15 protein-coding genes are annotated in these 19271 nt (G+C 62.8%); 5 read left to right on the top strand and 10 right to left on the bottom strand.

Features of this window, described 5'->3' with window-relative positions; translation table 11 throughout:
- Positions 1 to 87: 87 nt before the first annotated feature.
- From AC0V2Y_RS09660 to AC0V2Y_RS09650, 3 genes are all read left to right on the top strand, one after another.
- Entirely contained in the window at positions 88 to 2502 is a 2415-nt protein-coding gene (locus AC0V2Y_RS09660) for a TonB-dependent receptor (RefSeq protein ID WP_475417262.1), read from the top strand.
- A gap of 23 nt (positions 2503 to 2525) precedes the next feature.
- Positions 2526 to 3644: a glycerophosphodiester phosphodiesterase gene (locus AC0V2Y_RS09655; protein ID WP_475417270.1), complete on the top strand. Its 1119-nt coding sequence runs from the start codon at positions 2526 to 2528 to the stop codon at positions 3642 to 3644.
- 152 nt (positions 3645 to 3796) lie between these two features.
- The gene (locus AC0V2Y_RS09650) at positions 3797 to 4078 is read left to right on the top strand and encodes a hypothetical protein (RefSeq protein ID WP_475417261.1); all 282 of its coding nucleotides are present in this window, start codon (positions 3797 to 3799) and stop codon (positions 4076 to 4078) included.
- A 241-nt stretch (positions 4079 to 4319) separates the two neighbouring features.
- Here AC0V2Y_RS09650 and ftsB read toward each other — a convergent pair whose 3' ends face one another.
- The 3 genes from ftsB to AC0V2Y_RS09635 all read right to left on the bottom strand — a co-directional run bounded on the left by ftsB (position 4320) and on the right by AC0V2Y_RS09635 (position 7781).
- Positions 4320 to 4643, bottom strand: a complete 324-nt coding sequence (gene ftsB / locus AC0V2Y_RS09645) for a cell division protein FtsB (RefSeq protein WP_475417260.1) — start codon at positions 4641 to 4643, stop codon at positions 4320 to 4322.
- Between the two features lie 61 nt (positions 4644 to 4704).
- Positions 4705 to 5988 (bottom strand): phosphopyruvate hydratase, encoded by a 1284-nt coding sequence (gene eno / locus AC0V2Y_RS09640; protein WP_070260371.1) that lies wholly within the window; start codon positions 5986 to 5988, stop codon positions 4705 to 4707.
- Positions 5989 to 6128: 140 nt separating this feature from the next.
- The gene (locus AC0V2Y_RS09635) at positions 6129 to 7781 is read right to left on the bottom strand and encodes a CTP synthase (protein ID WP_099408972.1); all 1653 of its coding nucleotides are present in this window, start codon (positions 7779 to 7781) and stop codon (positions 6129 to 6131) included.
- A 247-nt stretch (positions 7782 to 8028) separates the two neighbouring features.
- Between AC0V2Y_RS09635 and AC0V2Y_RS09630 the strand changes: the two genes are divergently transcribed.
- Positions 8029 to 8436, top strand: coding sequence for a PRC-barrel domain-containing protein (locus AC0V2Y_RS09630; RefSeq protein ID WP_070291784.1), 408 nt, complete (start codon positions 8029 to 8031; stop codon positions 8434 to 8436).
- Between the two features lie 30 nt (positions 8437 to 8466).
- Here the strand turns inward: AC0V2Y_RS09630 and AC0V2Y_RS09625 are convergent, their stop codons facing one another.
- The 5 genes from AC0V2Y_RS09625 to AC0V2Y_RS09605 form a co-directional block, all read right to left on the bottom strand.
- The gene (locus tag AC0V2Y_RS09625; RefSeq protein WP_475417259.1) at positions 8467 to 10722 is read right to left on the bottom strand and encodes a TonB-dependent receptor domain-containing protein; all 2256 of its coding nucleotides are present in this window, start codon (positions 10720 to 10722) and stop codon (positions 8467 to 8469) included.
- 50 nt (positions 10723 to 10772) lie between these two features.
- Positions 10773 to 11564 (bottom strand): energy transducer TonB family protein, encoded by a 792-nt coding sequence (locus tag AC0V2Y_RS09620; RefSeq protein WP_475417258.1) that lies wholly within the window; start codon positions 11562 to 11564, stop codon positions 10773 to 10775.
- The gene (gene exbD / locus AC0V2Y_RS09615) at positions 11561 to 11986 is read right to left on the bottom strand and encodes a TonB system transport protein ExbD (protein ID WP_475417257.1); all 426 of its coding nucleotides are present in this window, start codon (positions 11984 to 11986) and stop codon (positions 11561 to 11563) included. Before exbD ends, AC0V2Y_RS09620 begins: the two co-directional genes overlap by 4 nt.
- Before the next feature lie 3 nt (positions 11987 to 11989).
- Positions 11990 to 12742, bottom strand: a complete 753-nt coding sequence (exbB, locus tag AC0V2Y_RS09610) for a tonB-system energizer ExbB (RefSeq protein ID WP_475417256.1) — start codon at positions 12740 to 12742, stop codon at positions 11990 to 11992.
- A gap of 141 nt (positions 12743 to 12883) precedes the next feature.
- Positions 12884 to 13792 carry a ChaN family lipoprotein gene (locus AC0V2Y_RS09605; protein ID WP_475417255.1) on the bottom strand — a complete coding sequence of 303 codons (909 nt, stop codon included), beginning with the start codon at positions 13790 to 13792 and terminating at the stop codon, positions 12884 to 12886.
- A gap of 182 nt (positions 13793 to 13974) precedes the next feature.
- On the opposite strand from AC0V2Y_RS09605, the gene AC0V2Y_RS09600 reads away from it, so the two are divergent.
- Entirely contained in the window at positions 13975 to 15384 is a 1410-nt protein-coding gene (locus tag AC0V2Y_RS09600) for an FAD-binding oxidoreductase (RefSeq protein ID WP_475417254.1), read from the top strand.
- Here AC0V2Y_RS09600 and AC0V2Y_RS09595 read toward each other — a convergent pair whose 3' ends face one another.
- Entirely contained in the window at positions 15385 to 15864 is a 480-nt protein-coding gene (locus tag AC0V2Y_RS09595; protein WP_475417253.1) for a GNAT family N-acetyltransferase, read from the bottom strand.
- Between the two features lie 40 nt (positions 15865 to 15904).
- A complete protein-coding gene (locus tag AC0V2Y_RS09590) occupies positions 15905 to 19060 on the bottom strand; it encodes an error-prone DNA polymerase (RefSeq protein ID WP_475417252.1) in 3156 nt (1051 codons plus the stop codon).
- Positions 19061 to 19271: the final 211 nt, after the last annotated feature.

Genomic DNA, 19271 nt, shown 5'->3' with positions numbered 1-19271 from the left:
ATCGTTCCGTCATCAATACGTCATCAGCCCGTCACGCGCCGCCGTTACGCTGCGCAGCTTGTATTGCTTCCCACTTTCCACAGGCTGATGATGACACCCCACTTGACGCTGGCCCTGCGCCGCCATTCCTTCCACGTGTTGCTGGGCGCCTGCGCCGCAGGCTTGAGTTTGCCTGCCCTGGCGCAAACGGCCGTGGCCGCCGCCGTGGCGTCCGCCACTACCGACATGGCAGCCACTGCTGCCCCGGCTGCCGACGACAATGCACCGATGGCCACCGTGGAGATTTCCTCGCGCAAGACGCGTTCTTCGGTTGCCCTCAGCAAGAATGAAATCCAGAAAATCCTGCCCGGCACGAATCCCCTGAAAGCCCTGCAAACCTTGCCTGGCGTCAGCTTCCAGACGGCCGATCCATGGGGCAACAACGAACAGAACCTGTCGCTGTTCGTGCACGGTTTTTCCGGTCAGCAACTCGGCTACACCATGGATGGCGTGCCGCTGGGCGACCAGCAATACGGCAACTACAACGGCCTGTCGCCGCAGCGCGCCGTCATCAGCGAAAACGTGCGCAGCGTCGTGCTGTCCTCGGGCGCGGGCGACTTGGCCACGGCCTCGACCAGCAACCTGGGCGGCACCATTGAAACCTATTCCAGCGACCCGCTGGCCACGCAAGGCGCCAGCCTGCAGCAGACGGTGGGCAGCCACCGCACCTCGCGCACGTTCGCCCGCTATGACACGGGCGTTTTCGGCGACGGCAGCAGCGCCTACTTTTCCATCCTGCACCACGAAGCGCGCGCCTGGGATTTCGATGCGCGCCAGGGCGGCGACCAGTTCAACGCCAAATACATCAACCGCAGCGAGGCGGGCAAGCTGACCCTGTTCTTCAATTACTCGGACAAGATCGAGCCGAACGAGGACAGCACCGTGCACGTGGCCGGCGAGACGAGCTCGCCGTACACGCGTCCCTTCCTGTATCCGGACTTCAAGGCGGCCCTGAATTACCTGTCGCCCACGGGCGCGACGCCCGCCGCCGACGGCAACAATTACCGCAATTACTACAGCGATGCGCAGCGCACCGATTACCTGGCCTACGCCAAGTTCGACGCCAACCTGTCCGATGGCATGACCTGGTCCAACCAGGTGTATTACCACAAGGATGACGGCGCGGGCGTGGTGGCCGGCCCCATCGGCGTGGCCGGCTTGCCGGGCCTGTTCAGCGTGTACTACCCGAAACAGAACCTGAAACAGGTGTTCGGCAACTCGGGCTACGCCGTGCGCACGACGGAATACGACATCAAGCGGGGCGGCTTCCTTTCCACCGTGCGCAAGGAAATCGGCGAGCACCAGCTGGAAGCGGGCCTGTGGCTCGAGCAAAACCGCTCGTCCGCCTACCGCCGCTGGTATGCGCTGGACGTGAACAACCCCACCTCGCCGTACGACCGCCCCAGCAATCCCTTGATCACGCAGTACGGCAGCGAGATCGACAACAAGGTGGTGCAGCTGCACTTGCAGGATGAATGGCGCATCCGCCCCGATATCGCCCTGCAGGCCGGCTTCAAGTCCAGCCTGCAGTTTGCCGACGGTCAATTCCCCGTGCAGCCGGCCAAGGGCGCCATCGCGGGCGGCTCGACGGCCTTGCCGGTCGGCACCATCAACACGAAAAAATGGTTCCTGCCGCAAGTGGGCGCGCGCTGGGATGTCACGCCGCAAGACCAGCTGTATTTCAATATCCAGAAAAACATGCGCCAATTCGTCACCTACGGCGGCGGCGGCGCCTCGCCGTGGAGCTTGTCGAGCCAGGCCGCTTTTGATTTGTTCAAGCGCGACGCCAAGCCGGAAACGGCCCTCACCTATGAAGTGGGCGTGCGCGGCAGCCACCCATTGAACCTGGGCGCCATCACGGCCATCGATGGTCAGGTCAATGTATATCACGTCGACTTCAGCAACCGTTTGCTGCAGATCAGCCCCACGCCCGTGATTTCCTCCATCATCGGCGGCAACCCCGTGCTGGCCAACGTGGGCAGCGTGCGCACGGACGGCATCGATATCGCGGGTACTGTGCACTTCGGCAACAATTTCTCGTTCTACAATGCCCTGTCGTACAACCGCTCGCAGTACGCGGACAATTACAACAATGGCGCCGCGCTGGTCTTGACCGCCGGCAAGAACGTACCCGGCTCGCCGGAATGGCTGAACAAGTTCGTGGCCTCGGCTACGTTTGGCGATATCGAAGTGCAACTGACGGGAGACTATGTGGGCAAGCGCTACGCGACGTACACCAACGATCTGTCGGTCCCCAGCTATTTCCTGATGGGCCTGGGCGTGTCGGGCAAGCTGCCGGCCATGGCCGGCTGGCTGAAAAACCCCCGTTGGCGCGTGAACGTCAGCAACCTGGCGAATCGCGAAGGATCGCTGAACGTGGTGGTGGGCGCGGCAGACAAGACGTACAACACCTTCCCCATCGCCCCGCGCCAGGGCTTTTTGACCTTGACGGCGGATTTCTGATGCGCGCGCCGCATCTCGCCCCTGTGCTGCCGCAACGGCACTTTTCGCGCCGCAACTTCGTCCAGGCGGCCGTGGGCGGCCTGGCCCTGGCGGCAGCACCGGGCTTTGCCGCCGGCCTGCTGGCCACGCCCCCGACCCGTCCGCTGGTGTTCGCCCACCGGGGCGCCAGCGCCCTGCACCCCGAACACACCCTGGCCTCGTACGCCAAGGCCATCCTCGACGGCGCCGACTACGTCGAGCCGGACCTGGTCGCCACGCGCGACGGCATCCTCGTGGCGCGCCACGAAAGCAATCTGATCGACACCACCGACGTGGCGCGCCGGCCCGAGTTTGCCGGCCGGCGCGGCAAGAAGATGGTCGACGGCGAATGGCACGAAGGCTGGTTCGTCGACGACTTCACCCTGGCGGAACTGAAAACCCTGCGCGCCATCGAACGCTTGCCGAAAGTGCGCACCGGCAACACCTTGTACGATGGACAATTCCAGATCCCGACCTGGGAAGAAATCATCGATTTTGTTGCAGCGCAATCAGCCGCCAGCGGACGCGTCATCGGCCTCGTGCCGGAGCTGAAAAGCTCCACGTATTTCCGCGATGCGGGCCTGGCGCTGGAAGACCGTTTCCTGTCGACCATGCTAGCGCACGAATACACGCGCCGTGCGCCGATCGAAATCCAGTCCTTCGAAGTGGCGAATCTGAAGTACCTGCGCGAGAAGCTGGGACGGCGCGCCAACGTGCGCCTGATGCAACTGGTGGTGGGCGGCGACGTGCGCCCGATGGATGTCGTCAAGGCGGGTGGAAAGTTGACGTTTGGACAAATGACCACACCGGCCGGCCTGCGCGACATCGCCGCCTACGCGGACGTGGTGGCGCCGCCCACGCGCGGCCTCATCCCGCTGGGCGCCGACCAGCGCCTGGCCAGGCCCACCGCCATCGTCGACGATGCGCACCAGGCGGGCTTGTTGCTGCACACGTGGACCTTCCGCCCGGAAAACCGTTTCCTGGCGGCCGACTTCCGCGACGGCAATGGAGAAAATGCGCGCAACGAAGCCGGTTCCGTGGCGGAAATGCGGCGTTACATCGAGACGGGACTGGACGGCTTTTTCAGCGACGATCCCGGTTTGGGACGCATCGCCGCCGGATAAACATTTGGTAACAAATTCTTTTTCAGGGCGTGGCCGGCGGCTACGCCCTTATTATTCGTTTCTTGAATTTCTGAAATTGGAATTTGAAATTAGACATATATCGCCAACTCCATTATTGTGCAATGCAACAACAGACCATTCATGGAGGGCATATGTCCACTTTTACCAACACCTACAGCAACGACAACGACAACTACTTCAGCAACCTGGGCCGCGCCACGCGCGCCTTCCTGGGCGCCCTGCTCGCCTCCAAGCCGTACAGCGAACTGGCGCAGAAGGAAGTCATCGCCACCGCGACGACCAGCGCCGACGACGAGCGCTATGTGCGCCCAAGCAAGCGCGATTTCGCCCTGCTGAACTCGGAAGCGAACCGCTACGAAAAGCTGATGCCGAATCTGGCTTCGGAATTGCGTTTCCTGGCGTCGCGCGGCTAACTCAATACTCTGAAAGGATTTTTATATGATGTTTCTCGAAACCGCACTGATCGCCGTAGCCGTCGTCGTTACCGGCATCCATTTCTACCTGATCTCGACCGGCAAGGCCCGTTTCTGATCAGCAAGCAGCAAGCAGCAAGCAGCAAGGCAATAGTGTGCAGCAGCACAAGGTAACAAGGTAACAATATGATATGTCAGCCTGGCAATCGGTCCAGGCTGGCAAGCGGGAAGTGAGTACGACTCAGTGCGGCGCAGCAGCGTCCACCGGTGTTTCCAGCAGTGGCGGGGTTTGTCCCTTGCGCACGATCTGCACGAAAATCTCATTCTGTTTGACCATGCCCAGCTCATAGCGGGCACGCTCCTCGACGGCACCCGTGCCATCTTTCAGGTCGCGCACTTCGGATTCGAGCTTGGCGTTACGCGCCTTCAATTCCATATTCTTTTTATTCGCCACCTCCACCTGGGCTTCCATGTCGGCAACGCGCAACCAGCCGCCTTTACCCAGCCAGAGGGGAAATTGGATCAGCAGCAGCAGGGCTGCCAGGGCAAGCGTAATCAGGCGCATGGGGTAGTCGGTTAACAAACCGGCCGGATTTCTCCGGCCGGCCAGTGGGTTTTACATCAGCTTACTTCAGATTATAGAACGCATCGCGGCCAGGGTAGCTGGCGATGTCGCCCAGGTCTTCCTCGATACGCAGCAGCTGGTTGTACTTGGCCATGCGGTCCGAACGCGACATCGAGCCGGTCTTGATCTGCAGGGCGTTCGTGGCAACGGCGATATCGGCGATGGTCGAATCTTCCGTTTCGCCCGAGCGGTGCGAAATGACGGCCGTGTAGCCGGCGCGCTTGGCCATTTCGATGGCGGCGAAGGTTTCCGTCAGCGTGCCGATCTGGTTGATCTTGATCAGGATCGAGTTGGCGATGCCTTTCGAGATGCCTTCTTTCAGGATCTTGGTGTTGGTGACATACAGGTCGTCGCCGACCAGTTGCACTTTCTTGCCCAGTTCCTTGGTGAGGATCGCCCAGCCGTCCCAGTCGCCTTCGTGCATCGCGTCTTCGATCGAGATGATCGGGTACTTGTCGCACCAGGTCGCCAGCAGGTTGGTGAACTCGGTGGCCGTCAGGCTCAGGCCTTCGCCTTCCATTTCGTACTTGCCGTTCTTGTAGAACTCGGACGCGGCGCAATCGAGGCCGATGGCGATCTGCGTGCCTGGCTCGTAGCCCGCTTCTTCGATGGCCTGGATGATCAGCTTGATGGCTTCTTCATGGTTGGCCAGGGATGGCGCGAAACCGCCTTCGTCGCCCACGTTGGTGTTCAGGCCCTTCTTGTGCAGGATCTTTTTCAGCGTGTGGAACACTTCCGCACCGTAGCGGACGGCTTCCTTGAACGACGGGGCGCCCACGGGAATGATCATGAATTCCTGGATGTCCAGGTTGTTGTCGGCGTGCGCGCCGCCGTTGATGACGTTCATCATCGGCACTGGCATCTGCATGGCGCCCGAACCGCCGAAATAGCGGTACAGCGGCAAGCCCGCTTCTTCGGCGGCGGCCTTGGCCACGGCCATGGAGACGGCCAGGATGGCGTTGGCGCCCAGGCGCGACTTGTTTTCCGTGCCGTCCAGGTCGATCAGGGTACGGTCCAGGAAAGCCTGTTCATTGGCGTCCAGGCCCATGATGGCTTCGGAGATTTCGGTATTGATGTTTTCGCATGCTTGCAGCACGCCCTTGCCGAAGTAGCGCTTGGCATCGCCATCGCGCAATTCCACGGCTTCGCGCGAACCGGTCGAGGCACCCGACGGCACGGCCGCACGGCCCATCACGCCCGATTCCAGCAACACATCGCATTCGACGGTCGGGTTACCGCGCGAGTCCAGGATTTCGCGACCGATAATATCAACAATAGCACTCATGTCATTCTCCAAAGTTAAGCGTAACAGGGGCTGCACACTGCGTTCTGATGCGCAATTGCACAAAGGGGGCAAAGAAACTCCCGGCGGGAACCATCTGGCCGGGAGCTGTCTTACGGGTAATACTGTCGCGATCGACCGCGTTATTGCGCAGCGGCGTTGGCTTCCTTGTGCGCCAGCGCTGCCTTGATGAACGAGGTAAACAACGGATGGCCGGTGCGTGGCGTCGACTTGAACTCAGGATGGTATTGCACGCCCATATACCATGGGTGGGCATTCTCACCCGTGCGCGGCAATTCCATGATTTCGCACAAATCTTCGCTCGGCGTGCGGGCCGAGACGATCAGGCCAGCCGCTTCGACACGGGCCAGGTAGTGATTATTGGCTTCGTAGCGATGGCGGTGACGCTCGGTCACCACGCTGCCGTAGATCTCGGCGGCGAGGGTGCCCGGATTGACGGCGCAGGTCTGCGCGCCCAGGCGCATGGTACCGCCCAGGTCCGAGTTTTCATCGCGCAACTCGACTTTACCATCGTGGTTTTGCCACTCATTGATCAGTGCAACGACAGGTTGATCCGTATCAAGGTCGAACTCGGTCGAATTCGCGTTCGGCATGCCTGCCTTGTTGCGCGCGTATTCGATCAGGGCCACTTGCATGCCCAGGCAGATGCCCAGGTAAGGGATCTTGTTTTCGCGGGCGAACTGGGCCGCCTTGATCTTGCCTTCCACGCCGCGCTTGCCGAAGCCGCCCGGTACCAGGATGGCATCGTACTTGCCCAGGTTGTCGCAACCGGTCGTTTCGATTTCTTCCGAATCGATGTACTCGATGTTGACGCGGCTTTCCGTGTGGATGCCGGCGTGGCGCAGCGCTTCGATCAGCGACTTGTACGACTCGGTCAGCTCGACATACTTGCCGACCATGCCGACGGTCACTTCCGCCTTCGGGTGTTCCATCGTGTAGATCAGCTTGCTCCAGATCGACAGGTCGGCCGGTGCGGGATCGAGGTCCAGCGCGTCGCAGATGATCTTGTCGAGGCCCTGGTCGTGCAGCATCTGCGGCACTTTGTAGATGGTATCGACGTCCCACACGGAAATGACGGCGTCTTCCTCGATGTTCGAGAACAGCGAGATTTTCGCGCGCTCGTCTTCCGGAATGGCGCGGTCGGCGCGGCACAGCAAGGCGTTCGGCAAGATGCCGATTTCGCGCAGCTTTTGCACCGAGTGCTGGGTCGGCTTGGTCTTCAGTTCACCGGCCGAGGCGATGTAAGGCACCAGGGTCAGATGGACGAAGGCCGTGTTCTTGCGGCCGGCGCGCAGGCTCAGCTGACGCGCCGCTTCCAGGAAGGGCAAGGATTCGATATCGCCGACGGTGCCGCCGATTTCGCACAGGGCCACGTCGTAGCCTTCGGCGCCACGGCGGATGTAATCCTGGATTTCATTGGTGATATGCGGAATCACCTGCACGGTCTTGCCCAGATACTCGCCCCGGCGTTCCTTGCGGATCACCGATTCATAGATCTGGCCGGTGGTGAAGTTATTCACCTTTTTCATGCGGGTGGAGATGAAGCGCTCGTAGTGACCGAGGTCGAGGTCGGTTTCGGCCCCGTCATCGGTGACGAAGACTTCACCGTGTTGCATAGGGCTCATCGTGCCAGGATCGACGTTGATATACGGGTCGAGCTTGAGCATGGTGACTTTAAGGCCGCGCGATTCGAGGATCGCGGCGAGGGAGGCGGCGGCAATCCCTTTTCCAAGGGAAGACACAACGCCACCAGTGACGAAGACAAATTTGGTCATTGCAGATGGTGCCGAACGGCACGTGCGGGAAATTGAAATTATACACTAAAGCCCGCCTGCGTCGCCCCCCGCGCGCGGAAATTTGCGCCAAATACCGACTATCCCTCCCCCTCCTGCTGTCTACGCACAACAAAATTACCCAATAGCAAGAATTGAAATATTTCCAATTCCATACTTTGTGTGGGCGAGCGAACAGACCCTGCCGCGCCCTGACGGCAGACTGGGATTTTTCAACAGGAGGTCCACCATGAGCTACGAAGAACGCGACGCCTACGGCATGTATGTCAACCGCGGCCACAAAGGCCCCGGCCCTGAACTGATGGGTGCAGACACCCTGATCGGCGACCATGTGCACAACGCCAAGGATGAACACCTGGGCGAAATCAAGGAAATCATGATCGACATGCGCAGCGGCAAGATTGCCTACGCCGTCATGTCGCACGGCGGCGTCTTCACCATCGGCGAAAAGCTGTTCGCCGTGCCCTGGGAAGCGCTGCTGCTCGATACCGTCAACAAGCGCTTCACCCTGAACGTCGACAAGGAACGCATCGAAAACGCGCCCGGCTTCGATACGGATAACTGGCCGAACATGGCAGACAGCGCCTGGGCGACGTCGATCCATAGTTACTATGGCACGACGCCGCGCGAGTATTAATCCAGCCAAAGCGCGGGGCTGGGGTCTGCTTTAAAAGCGGTACTCCAGCCCCGCCACATACGTCCTGCCCCGCGCCGTGCTCAGCGGCGTGTTGTCCTGCGACTGCGACGGCATCGAGTTCAGCCGGTTCAGCGCTTCCGAGAAATCCTTGTTCATCGCGTTCTGCACAGACAGGCGCAGGAACAGGTTTTTCGACACCTGGTAACTCGCATACAAGTCGACCACGGCCGGGATCTTCGGATTCTCGGCCTTCAGCACTTCGCCCGTCGCTTCATCGGCTTCATTCTCGGGCGACAGGCGGCGGTTCGACCCCGTGTGCTTGAGGATGGCGCCCACTTCCAGTCTGTTCTCCAGCAAACGCGTACCCACGTCGAGGTTGTAATAGGTGCTGGGCAGCTCGCTGATATCGGCCGCGCCAAACCACGCGCTGGCGATCGACGTAGGCTGGCTGGTCTTTTCGCGCGTGTACGACAGGCGCGCATAGGCCGGGCCCAACTGGTATTGCGCTTCCAGTTCCCAGCCCCGCGTGCGCACGGGCGTGGAAGAGTTGATGTAGATATACATGTTCGTCACGTATTCATCGACCGTCTCCCAGTCCGTGGCGATCACTTCCGACATATTGCACTTGCGCCCGCTGTCGCACACGAGGAAGGACTGGCTGGTGATATAGCCGTCGATCTTGCTCTTGAAATACAGGGCCTTGAAGTTCAGCACGTCGTTCTTGCTCAGCAAGCCATGCAGGCTGGAATTGAAGCCCAGCTGATAGGTCGTCGCTTTCTCGCCCTTCAGAAACGGGTTCATCGACGCCCCGCCGTCATTCGAGAAAAACACTTCCTGCGGATTCGGCCCGCGCATGGTGCGCTCGGCGCTGGCAAACGGCTGGAACCACGGCGCCACCTGCGCGGAAACGAGCAGCGAAGGGTTGACGCCATGCTCCTTCAGTGCAATGTGCGAAGCCCCTTGCGGGAAACATTTCACGCGTTCATCGCAGGCCGGCTTGTAGCCCGTCAGCTCGAAGCTGGTGTAGTTCAGCCCCGCGTTGATCTGGTAGAGGCCGCGGTTGTATTGCAGGCCCGCATACAGGCTGTCGATCTTTTGCTTGCCGGCGGGACCAAAGGTATTGTTTTCAATCGATTGCTGGTTGGCGTCCGGATTGTCCGGGTCGTCGACGAGGCTTTCCACGTGCTTGCTGTACTTGTTGCGCATCAGCTTGCCGCCGATGGTCACCAGCGCGTCGCCACCGGCCAGCCTGAAGCTGCTGGTATTGTTGATGTCGATGGCGTCGGCGCGGTTGGCCGCATTCGTGTTGATGAAATTGGTCAACGCCCCGGGCATGTATTTCTGCTTGCCACGGCTGCTGCTGGCCACCACATTGAGGTCAATCAATTCCGAAAATGGCGTGTAGTGATATTTCACATAGTAGTCATCGCTCTGGATATCGCGGCGCGTAAACGTATTGCGGTAATCGCGCGCCGACAATTCCAGCGCGTGGAAGTCGCTCAATGTAAGGTCCAGCTTGAGCAATTGCGACTTGGGCTTTTGCTTGTAATAGCGGTTATAGCCGAAACCGAATTCCTCGCTGTTGACGCCTTTCGCATTCGTGTAGTTGTTGCCGATCACACTGGCGCTGGTGGCAGCCATGAAGCCCACGCTGCCGCCATCGAAGGCGGGATTTTTCATGCCCGCGGCCAGCATGGCGCTGCGTCCCACGCCATTGTTGCCGGCGGACATCTTCGTGCGTGCGCCCACCGTTTCACCGGCGAAGACCACGTCATCGACGCCGATGGTGCGAAAATTGGCGCTGCCGGCCAACGCATTGACGCCGTCGCCGCCGACGACATTGCCGCGCGACACATCCACGCCGATAATGAAATTCGGGTCGATCAGCGCGCCGAACTGGCTGCTGGGCACGCCGCCGTGCGACACGGACGACGGTGCGCTGCCATAGTAATTCTGGCTCACGCCATCGACCATCATGTTGACGCGGCCCAGGCCCGACAAGCCGCGGATGTTGACGCTGACGGCGCCCTGCGCCGGATCAATCTGCGTGAACGTGCCCGGCATGCCGCGCACGATCTGGTCGACACTCTGCAAGCGCGTATCGGCGCCGCGCGCGCTGACGGCGCCCGGTTTTTCCAGCGCCTGCTGTTCCACGGGTAGCGCTTGACCCGATACATTCAGCGGCGAAAATTCCACTTTGCCGCTTTCCTGCGACTGCGCCCCAGCCTGCTGCGCCAGCAAGGCCATGCAGATGCCCACGGCCCGCGTCATTGTCTTGATATGCATACACCCTCGATTTGTTATGGTTGGATTTTTAATGAATACAATCGGCATCCTCATGCCTTGTCCTGTCCTGGCTCCAGCTTGAACGACACGGGCAAGGTGACGGTCACCGTGCCCTGGCGCAGGACGTTGTCGGGCGGCGCCGGCAGCGGCTGCGCGCGCTCAAGCACTTGCAGCGCTTCGCGGTCGAGCAGCACCGTGCCCGATGAAGTGACCAGTTCGCTGGCCAGCAGCTTGCCGTCGCGGTCCACCTGGAAGCGCACCCAGGCCGCGCCGGCCCGCTTGCGCTGGCGCGCGTCGCCCGGATAGCGCTTGAAGCGGGCCAGGTGGCCGAGCACCCGGCTTTGCCAGCTGGCCGGTGCCGCGCTGGCGGGCGGCGTGTCGCTGTCGAATGGCGCCGCCTGCGGACCGCGCACGGTGCTTGGTGCCGGCGTGGCGCTGCTGCTGGCCTGCGCTTGCATGGACGCTTCCCTGGCGGCATCCTTACCGGGATCTGGCGACGGACTGGCTTCTGCCTTCGCTTCTTTTTCGGCCGCGACGATTTGCGGCGCGGCGGCGCGCGCCAGCACGGGCAGCGCTTCCTGCCTGGCCGCACTCTTTTTCGGCTGCGCGGCGCTGGACGCGGCCGACTGGCGCGCCCCTGCCGCTGCCGTCTGTTGTGCCTCCGGCGACATTGCCTGCGCGGCAAACACCAGCATCACGCTGGCGGGCGGCTGCGCGGGCGCAACGGCGGCGGATTGCCAGCCGACCCACAGCAGCAGCGCCAGCGCCGTGGCCACCACCAGCGACGTGGCGATGCCCCAGTTCAATACCGGACGCGGTGCCAGCGTGGACGGCGCTCTCACCCGCCCTCCCGGCCCACCAGGCCCACTTTCAAATAGCCTGCCTGGCGCAGGGCATCCATCACGCCCAGCACGTCTTCATATGCGGCTTGCTTGTCGGCCTGGAAAAACAGCGTGCGCTGGCGGTCGCCGCCCGTCTGTGCATCGAGCAGGCGGCCCAGCTGTTCGCGCGCCACGGGCGACTCGCCCAGATACAGGCTGCGGTCCGCCTTCAGGGAGACGAACAACGGTTTTTCGGGACGCGGCTCGGGTTTGGCCGTGGCGGCCGGCAAGTCGATCTTCAGGTCGACGGTGGCCAGCGGCGAGACCACCATGAAGATGATCAAGAGCACCAGCATCACGTCGATGAAGGGCGTGACATTGATCTCGCTCAATTCCGGCATGTCGGCCATGTCGTCGTCCTGCGATGGGAAAAGGCTGGCCATGGTTCAGGCCTGCTTGCGCGCATCGAGGTCGCGGCTCAGCATCAGCAGCACTTGCGCCGAGGCGGCACGCAGCAGCGCCTTGACCTGGTTGATGCCACGACTCAAGACGTTATAGATGACGACGGCGGGTATCGCCGCCACCAGGCCCAAGGCCGTGGCCAGCAAGGCTTCCGCGATGCCGGGCGCGACGGTCGCCAAATTCGTGCTCTGGCTGACGGCGATGCCGATGAAACTGTTCATGATGCCCCACACGGTGCCGAACAGGCCGACGAACGGCGCCACGGCGCCTATGCTGGCCAGCAGTCCGATGCCTTGCGTCATGGCGCGCACCTGCTGCGCAATGAATTGTTCCTGGCGAAAGCCGGCCCGCTCCTTCAAGGCCGCCGCCGACGCGCTGGCGTGCGACAGATTCAGTTCTTGCTGCACATCATCGAGCAACCGTTGTGCCAGGACAGACGCCCCGCTCTTTACTGCCGCGTCCGGCAAGGAGGCCGCCGTCTTCAGCACGGCGACGGCCAGCGCCGCTTCGCGCCGGGCTTGCAGCAAGCTGGCGCCCTTCACCAGCAAGACCACCCAGGTGGCCAGCGCGGCGAGCAGCAAGCCGATGAGCACGCTTTTGACCACCTGGTCGGCGGCGAAGAACATGCCCAGCGGCGACATGTCGTGTGGCAGCGCGGACGCTTGCGCGCCGGCATGGAACAGGGCAAGAAACACGCCGCCGGCGGCGGCTTTGATATACAACAAGGAGGTACGCATGGGAGCTTCTACAGTGAACAGGCATGGCTGCGCCAACGGCGCGCACGCGCATGCAAAAAAATCGGACGGACTACCTGGCTGCTATGGAGGAGCTTGCTGGGGGAGAGTGCCGGGCTGAACGCCCGGCGGAGATGCAAGGAATTACTTTACGCTGGCGATGGCGGGTGCCGCCACCGGCGTGTACCAGACGAAATCGGCCTGCGGCGCCAACACCGTGGCGCCCTGCTGCGCCAGCACCAGCACCAGCGGCGCGGGGCCGCCCGTCAAGTCCTGCACGTGCAGCGGCACGCCCAGGTCCTTGTGCGCATGGTAGGCGCCGGCGATCAGCACGGCGGGCACGGGCGCGGCCAGCAGGCGCTCGGCCATGCGGCGGTCGCGCTGCTGCTGCACCGACAGCATGGCGGCCAGGCGCGGCGCATCGATCTGGTTGTCGTGCATGACGCGGATGATGTCTTTCAGTTTGTCATGCACCTTGCCATCGTTGGCCAGGTTCGAGTGCTTGCCCTGCACGGCTGGCTGGTCGATGAACAGTTGCTTGATCTCGCTGCGGTCCAGGTTGGCCGACCAGACGGGATATGGCGCGCGCATCACGGTCATGACCAGGTCGCCATATTGCGCCCACTTCCAGCCCGGCTGCCAGGCCAGCAGCTCGGCCACGTGTTCGGGGCGCACGACGGGGTCCGTCTGCAGCCACGGCTTGACCTTGTCCACCTTGGCTTGCTGGTCCGGGTTCAGCATTTCCAGCAGCACGCTGCCTTGCGGACGCTGGCCCTGCAATTGCTGCAGCAGCCATTGCTCGATCCGGTGGTGGCTGAACTGATCATGCTGCTCGCCCACAATGACCCTCGGGGCGGCGGCCAGCTGGGCCAGCAATTGCTCGGCAGTCACGCGCTGGCCGCTGCGCAGGTCGACGATCTCGCCCAACTGCCGCACGTCGTGCGCAGAAGCGGACGCCGCTTTCGCGGCGGGCGGCGGAGCGACGCTGCTGCAGGCGCCCAGCGCCAGCACGCAGGCGGGCAGGACGGCGGCGAGGGACAAGGGAAATTTCATGGCATGGCCTTTCGGGTGGAAGAACGCATTGCAAAATAACTACTGGCGGGCATTCTAATAGAAATGATTCTCATTTACAACCAGTGCACGACCCGCCATGCGAATTTTTTTACAACTGGCAAAAATGGTGCCTCGATGAAATCCCTGGGCGCGGAGTAGAATAAAAAAAACGGAGGACTCGCGTGAATCAAACTGACCAGTTGGCGGTACTGAAAAAACCGCTGCCCGCATCCCTTGCTGCCGTACTTTCCCTGATCTTTGCCGACCGCTTTTCCATGACGCAAGCCATGCGCGCACACCATGGCCGCGACGAGTCGAGCTATCCCCCCATGCTGCCGGACGCCGTCATCTTTGCCCATTCCACTGAAGAAGTGGCGGCCGCCGTCAAGCTGTGCAGCGCGCACGACGTGCCCGTCATCGCCTACGGCAGCGGCACCTCGCTCGAAGGCCACGTGCTGGCCCTGCATGGCGGCGTGACGATTGATCTGTCGCAAATGCAGCAAATGGTCGCCGTGCATAGTGAAGACTTGACGGCCACCGTGCAGGCAGGCGTGACGCGCAAGCAGCTGAACGAGGACATCCGCGACACGGGCCTGTTCTTCCCCATCGACCCGGGCGCGAATGCGTCGTTGGGCGGCATGGCGGCCACGCGCGCGTCCGGCACGAACGCCGTGCGCTACGGCACCATGCGTGAAAACGTGCTGGCCCTGACGGTGGTGACGGCCGACGGACGCATCATCAAGACGGGAACGAGGGCGAAAAAATCGTCGGCCGGCTACGACCTGACGCGCTTGTTCGTCGGCAGCGAAGGAACCTTGGGCATCATCACGGAAGTGACGGTCAAACTGTATCCGCTGCCCGAAGCGATCTCAGCAGCCGTCTGCTCCTTCCCCGGCACGGGCGAGGCCGTCAGTGCCGTGATCCAGACCATCCAGATGGGCATTCCGGTGGCGCGGGTCGAGTTTCTCGATGAAAATGGCGTCAAGGCCATCAACGCCTACGACAAGATGGCGCTGCCGGAAAAGCCGCTGCTGCTGTTTGAATTCCACGGTACGCCGGCCAGCGTGGCCGAGCAGGCGCAACTGGTGCAAGCCATCACGGCCGAGCACGGCGCCAGCGATTTCGAGTGGGCCAGCCGCCCCGAAGAGCGCTCGCGCCTGTGGACCGCGCGCCACAACGCGTATTTCGCCCTGCTGCAGATGCGCCCCGGCAGCCGCGCCATTTCCACCGACTGCTGCGTGCCGATTTCGCGCCTGGCCGAATGCATTCTCGCCACCCAGGCCGATTGCGAAGCGCAGGGCCTCGTCTACGCCATCATCGGCCATGTGGGCGACGGCAATTTCCACGTACAGATGCTGGTCGACCCCGACGATCCGGCCGACATCGCCCGCGCGGAAAAGGTCAACGGCGACATGGTCACGCGCGCCATCGGCATGGACGGCACCTGCACGGGCGAGCATGGCGTGGGCATGCACAAGATGGCCTTCCTGGTGGAAGAGCATGGCGAGGGCGCCATCGACACCATGCGCGCCGTCAAGCACGCGCTGGACCCGAAGAACATCATGAATCCGGGCAAGATCGTGCGCTGGTAATCAGGCCGTCAATTCCATGCGCATCGGCACGAAGGCGATGCCGCCCGTCTCCACTTTCGGCCCCGTGGCGACAAAGCCCAGGCTTTCGTACAGGGGCAAGGCGTAGGCCGAGGAGTTGACGGTAAAGGCCGTCACGCCGCCCCTGGCCAGCGCCGCATCGCGCGCTGCCTGCCACAGACGGCGCGCCATGCCGCGCCGGTGCAGGGCGCGCGGCACGAACATGTGGAACAGATGCGTGTTGTCGCGCATGGCCACCACGCCGGCCAGTTCGCCGTCGATATGCGCGAGCTGGTAGGCATAATTGGGCAGCGACAGATAGCCTTCGATGGCCGGCTGGCGGCAGTTCTCGATGAACTTTTCTGCCCCCGCGCCGTCCGGGTGCAAGGTTAAAAAAGGCATCAGGTCGTCGATCAGGGCGACGATGGCGGGCGCGTCGGCGACCAGGGCGGGACGCAGGGTGGGTTCGGGCAAGGTAGTCATGATGATAATCATGCCACCGTCCGGACGATGTTGACAAGCCTCAACAGAAATCGCGGCTGCTGGTCCGCAAGCGCCCCAGCAAGTGCGACATATCGACCAGGTGCTTGGCTACCAGGTTGCGCACGATGCCCTCCCTTTGCCACACGCCGTACACGCCCAGCAGCGGCGCGCTCAAGACCTCGCGCCGCTGACTTTCCACCAGGTCGGGCCAGACGATGACGTTGACGCTGCCCGTCTCGTCTTCCAGGGTCATGAAGATCACGCCCTTGGCCGTGCCCGGACGCTGGCGCACGGTGACGATGCCGCAGGCGCGCGCCACTTGCCCGCTCGTGTACGTCATCAGCGTGGACGCCGGCATGAAACGCTGTTCCAGCAATTGCCTGCGCAGCAGCGCCAGCGGGTGGCGGCCCAGGGTCAAGCCTTGCGCGCGGTAGTCGCTGACGATGCTTTCGCCTTCCGTCGGTGCGGCCAGCACGGGCAAGTCTTCCTCTTGCGTGGTGTCGCGCAGCAAATCCCTGTCGGGCACGGCGCCCACCGCCTGCCACAGGGCTTCGCGCCGATGCCCGGCCAGCGCATGCAGCGCGTTGCCGGCAGCGAGCACCTGCAAGTCATGGCGGTCAAGGCCGCCGCGCCGGGCCAGGTCGGCCACGTCGACGAAGGCGGCGATGGCGCGCGCATCCTCGATGCGCCGGGCCGCCTCCGCGCGCATGCCGAACAGGCTGTTCAAGCCCAGGCGCACGGCCGGTGCAGCACTCTGCCCGCCCTGCCCTGCCAGCGCTTCCAGCGCCGCCTCCCAGCCGCTGACGGCCACGTCGACGGGCAGCACCTGCACGCCATGCCGGCGGCCATCCTGCACCAGTTGCGAGAGGCCGTAAAAGCCCATGGGCTGGCTATTCAGCAAGGCGCACAGGAAGGCGGCCGGTTCGTGGCATTTCAGCCAGGAACTGGCGTACGTCAGCAGGGCGAAGCTGGCCGCGTGCGACTCGGGAAAGCCGTATTCGCCGAAACCCTCGATCTGGCTGAAGATGGCCTCCGCGAACTCCCGTTTATACGCATTTTTGACCATCGTTTCGACGATACGTTCCTTGTAATTGTTCATGCCGCCCTTGCGTTTCCAGGCCGCCATGGCGCGTCGCAACTGGTCCGCCTCGCCGGGCGTGAAATCGGCCGCGATGATGGCTACCTGCATCACCTGTTCCTGGAAGATCGGGATGCCCAGGGTGCGTCCCAGCGCCTTGTCCAGCCCCTTCGGATACTCGACCGGCTCCTTCTGCTGGCGCCGCTGCAAGTAAGGATGCACCATGCCGCCCTGGATGGGCCCGGGGCGCACCAGCGCCACTTCGATGACGAGGTCGTAGAATTCACGGGGCCGCAGCCGGGGCAGCATGCTCATCTGCGCGCGCGACTCGATCTGGAACACGCCGATGGTGTCCGCCTGGCACATCATGTCGTAGGTGGCGGGGTCTTCGGCGGGAATATCCTGCAGGCGGAATTCCTCGCCGCGCCGCGCACTCACCAGTTCCAGCGCGCGGCGCAGGGCCGACAGCATGCCCAGCGCCAGCACGTCGACCTTCATCAGGCCCAGCTCTTCCAGGTCGTTCTTGTCCCACTCGATGACGCTGCGCTCGGCCATGGTGGCGTTTTCGATCGGCACCAGGCGCGACAATTTTCCTTGCGCGATGACAAAGCCGCCCGGATGCTGGGACAAATGGCGGGGAAAGCCCAGCAATTGCTGCGCCAGGCCGGCCCACTGCTGCGACAATGCCGCCTCCGGGTCCAGCCCGCATTCGGCCAGGCGCTCCAGCAGATCGCGCTTGCCGTCGAACCAGCGATGCGCCTTGGCCACCTTTTCCACGATGGCCAGGTCGATCCCCAGCGCACGCCCGCTGTCGCGCAAGGCGCTCTTCGGCCGGTAGCTGATCACCACGGCGGCCAGCGCGGCGCGCTCGCGCCCATATTTCCCGTAGATATATTGGATGACCTCTTCGCGCCGCTGGTGCTCGAAATCGACGTCGATATCGGGCGGTTCGTTGCGCTCGCGCGACATGAAGCGCCCGACCAGGCAATTGCCGCGCGCGGGGTCCACTTCCGTGATGTGCAGGCAATAGCAGACGGCCGAATTGGCGGCCGATCCGCGGCCCTGGCACAGGATGTTTTGCGAGCGGGCAAAGCGCACGATATCGTAGACGGTCAAAAAATACGCTTCGTAGGAAAGATCCCGGATCAGCTCCAGCTCCTGCTCGATCTGTTCCTGCACGTTGGCCGGGATACCGAGCGGAAAGCGCAGGCGCGCGCCCGCATACGTTTCTTCGCGCAGATACGTCGCCGGCGTGTGGCCGTGCGGCACCAGCTCGACGGGATAGTCATAGTGCAGGCTGTCGAGCGAAAACGTGCACTGACCAGCGATGCATACGGTTTCCGCCAGCGCTTGCGGCGGATACACATTGGCCAGGCGCAAGCGCGCGCGCAGATGCTGCTCCGCATTTTGCGCCAGCGCATAGCCGCACTCGCCCACGGGTTTGCCCACGCGTATCGCGCACAGGGTGTCGAGCAAGGGCTTGCGCGACCGCACGTGCATGCACACATGGCCGACGGCCGCCACGGACAAGCCCAGCGCCTGCGCCGCCTCCTGCACGGCGCCGCGGTGCGCGTCATCCTGCGCCCGCTGCAGCAGGTTCAGGCCGATCCAGCTGCGCTCGCCGCCAAAGGTGGCCACCATCCACGCGCCCTGCGCGCGCAGCGCCTCGGGCCGGGCCGGATAGCTGGGCAGCAAGATCATCAGACAGCCCGGTAAACCCCGCAAATGGGCAAACTCCGGCGACGGCGCCGTGAAATCGTCGGGCGTCAGCACATAGCGCCCCTTGGCCGCCCGCGTGCGCGCCATGGTAATCAGTTCAGACAAGTTGCCGTAACCGTCGATATCACGCACCAGCGCCAGCAGCGACGGCCCCGGGCTGCCGTCGGCCTGCGTCAAATGGAAATGCGCGCCGATAATCAGGGGGAAACCGGCCCGCTTGGCCACCGCATGGGCGCGCACGACACCGGCCAGCGAACACTCGTCCGTGATGGCCAGCGCCTTGTAACCAAGCTGCATGGAGCGCGCGACCAGCTCTTCCGCATGCGAGGCCCCATGCAGGAAGCTGAAATTGCTCAGGCAGTACAACTCAGCATACTCGGGTAAGACAGCGCCCCACATGATCTACCTCAATACTGTATATAAACACAGTATGATATACTCATCCTGAATCAAGTAGCCGGTTCCAGTCGGATAGTGTTCATTTTGATGGGCGCACGGAGCGTCTGCCGGCCGGCACTTGGCTTTGGCCTGTCGCATGACGGAGCAAATTGATAGTCGGGCAAATCAATTAGCAACTATGCGGAACTCTGTCGCTGTGGCTACGGGGCGA

The organism is Janthinobacterium sp. BHSEK, assembly GCF_056174685.1.
The sequence above is the reverse complement of the archived record's forward strand: the minus strand, read 5'-3'. Positions and strand labels throughout refer to the sequence as shown.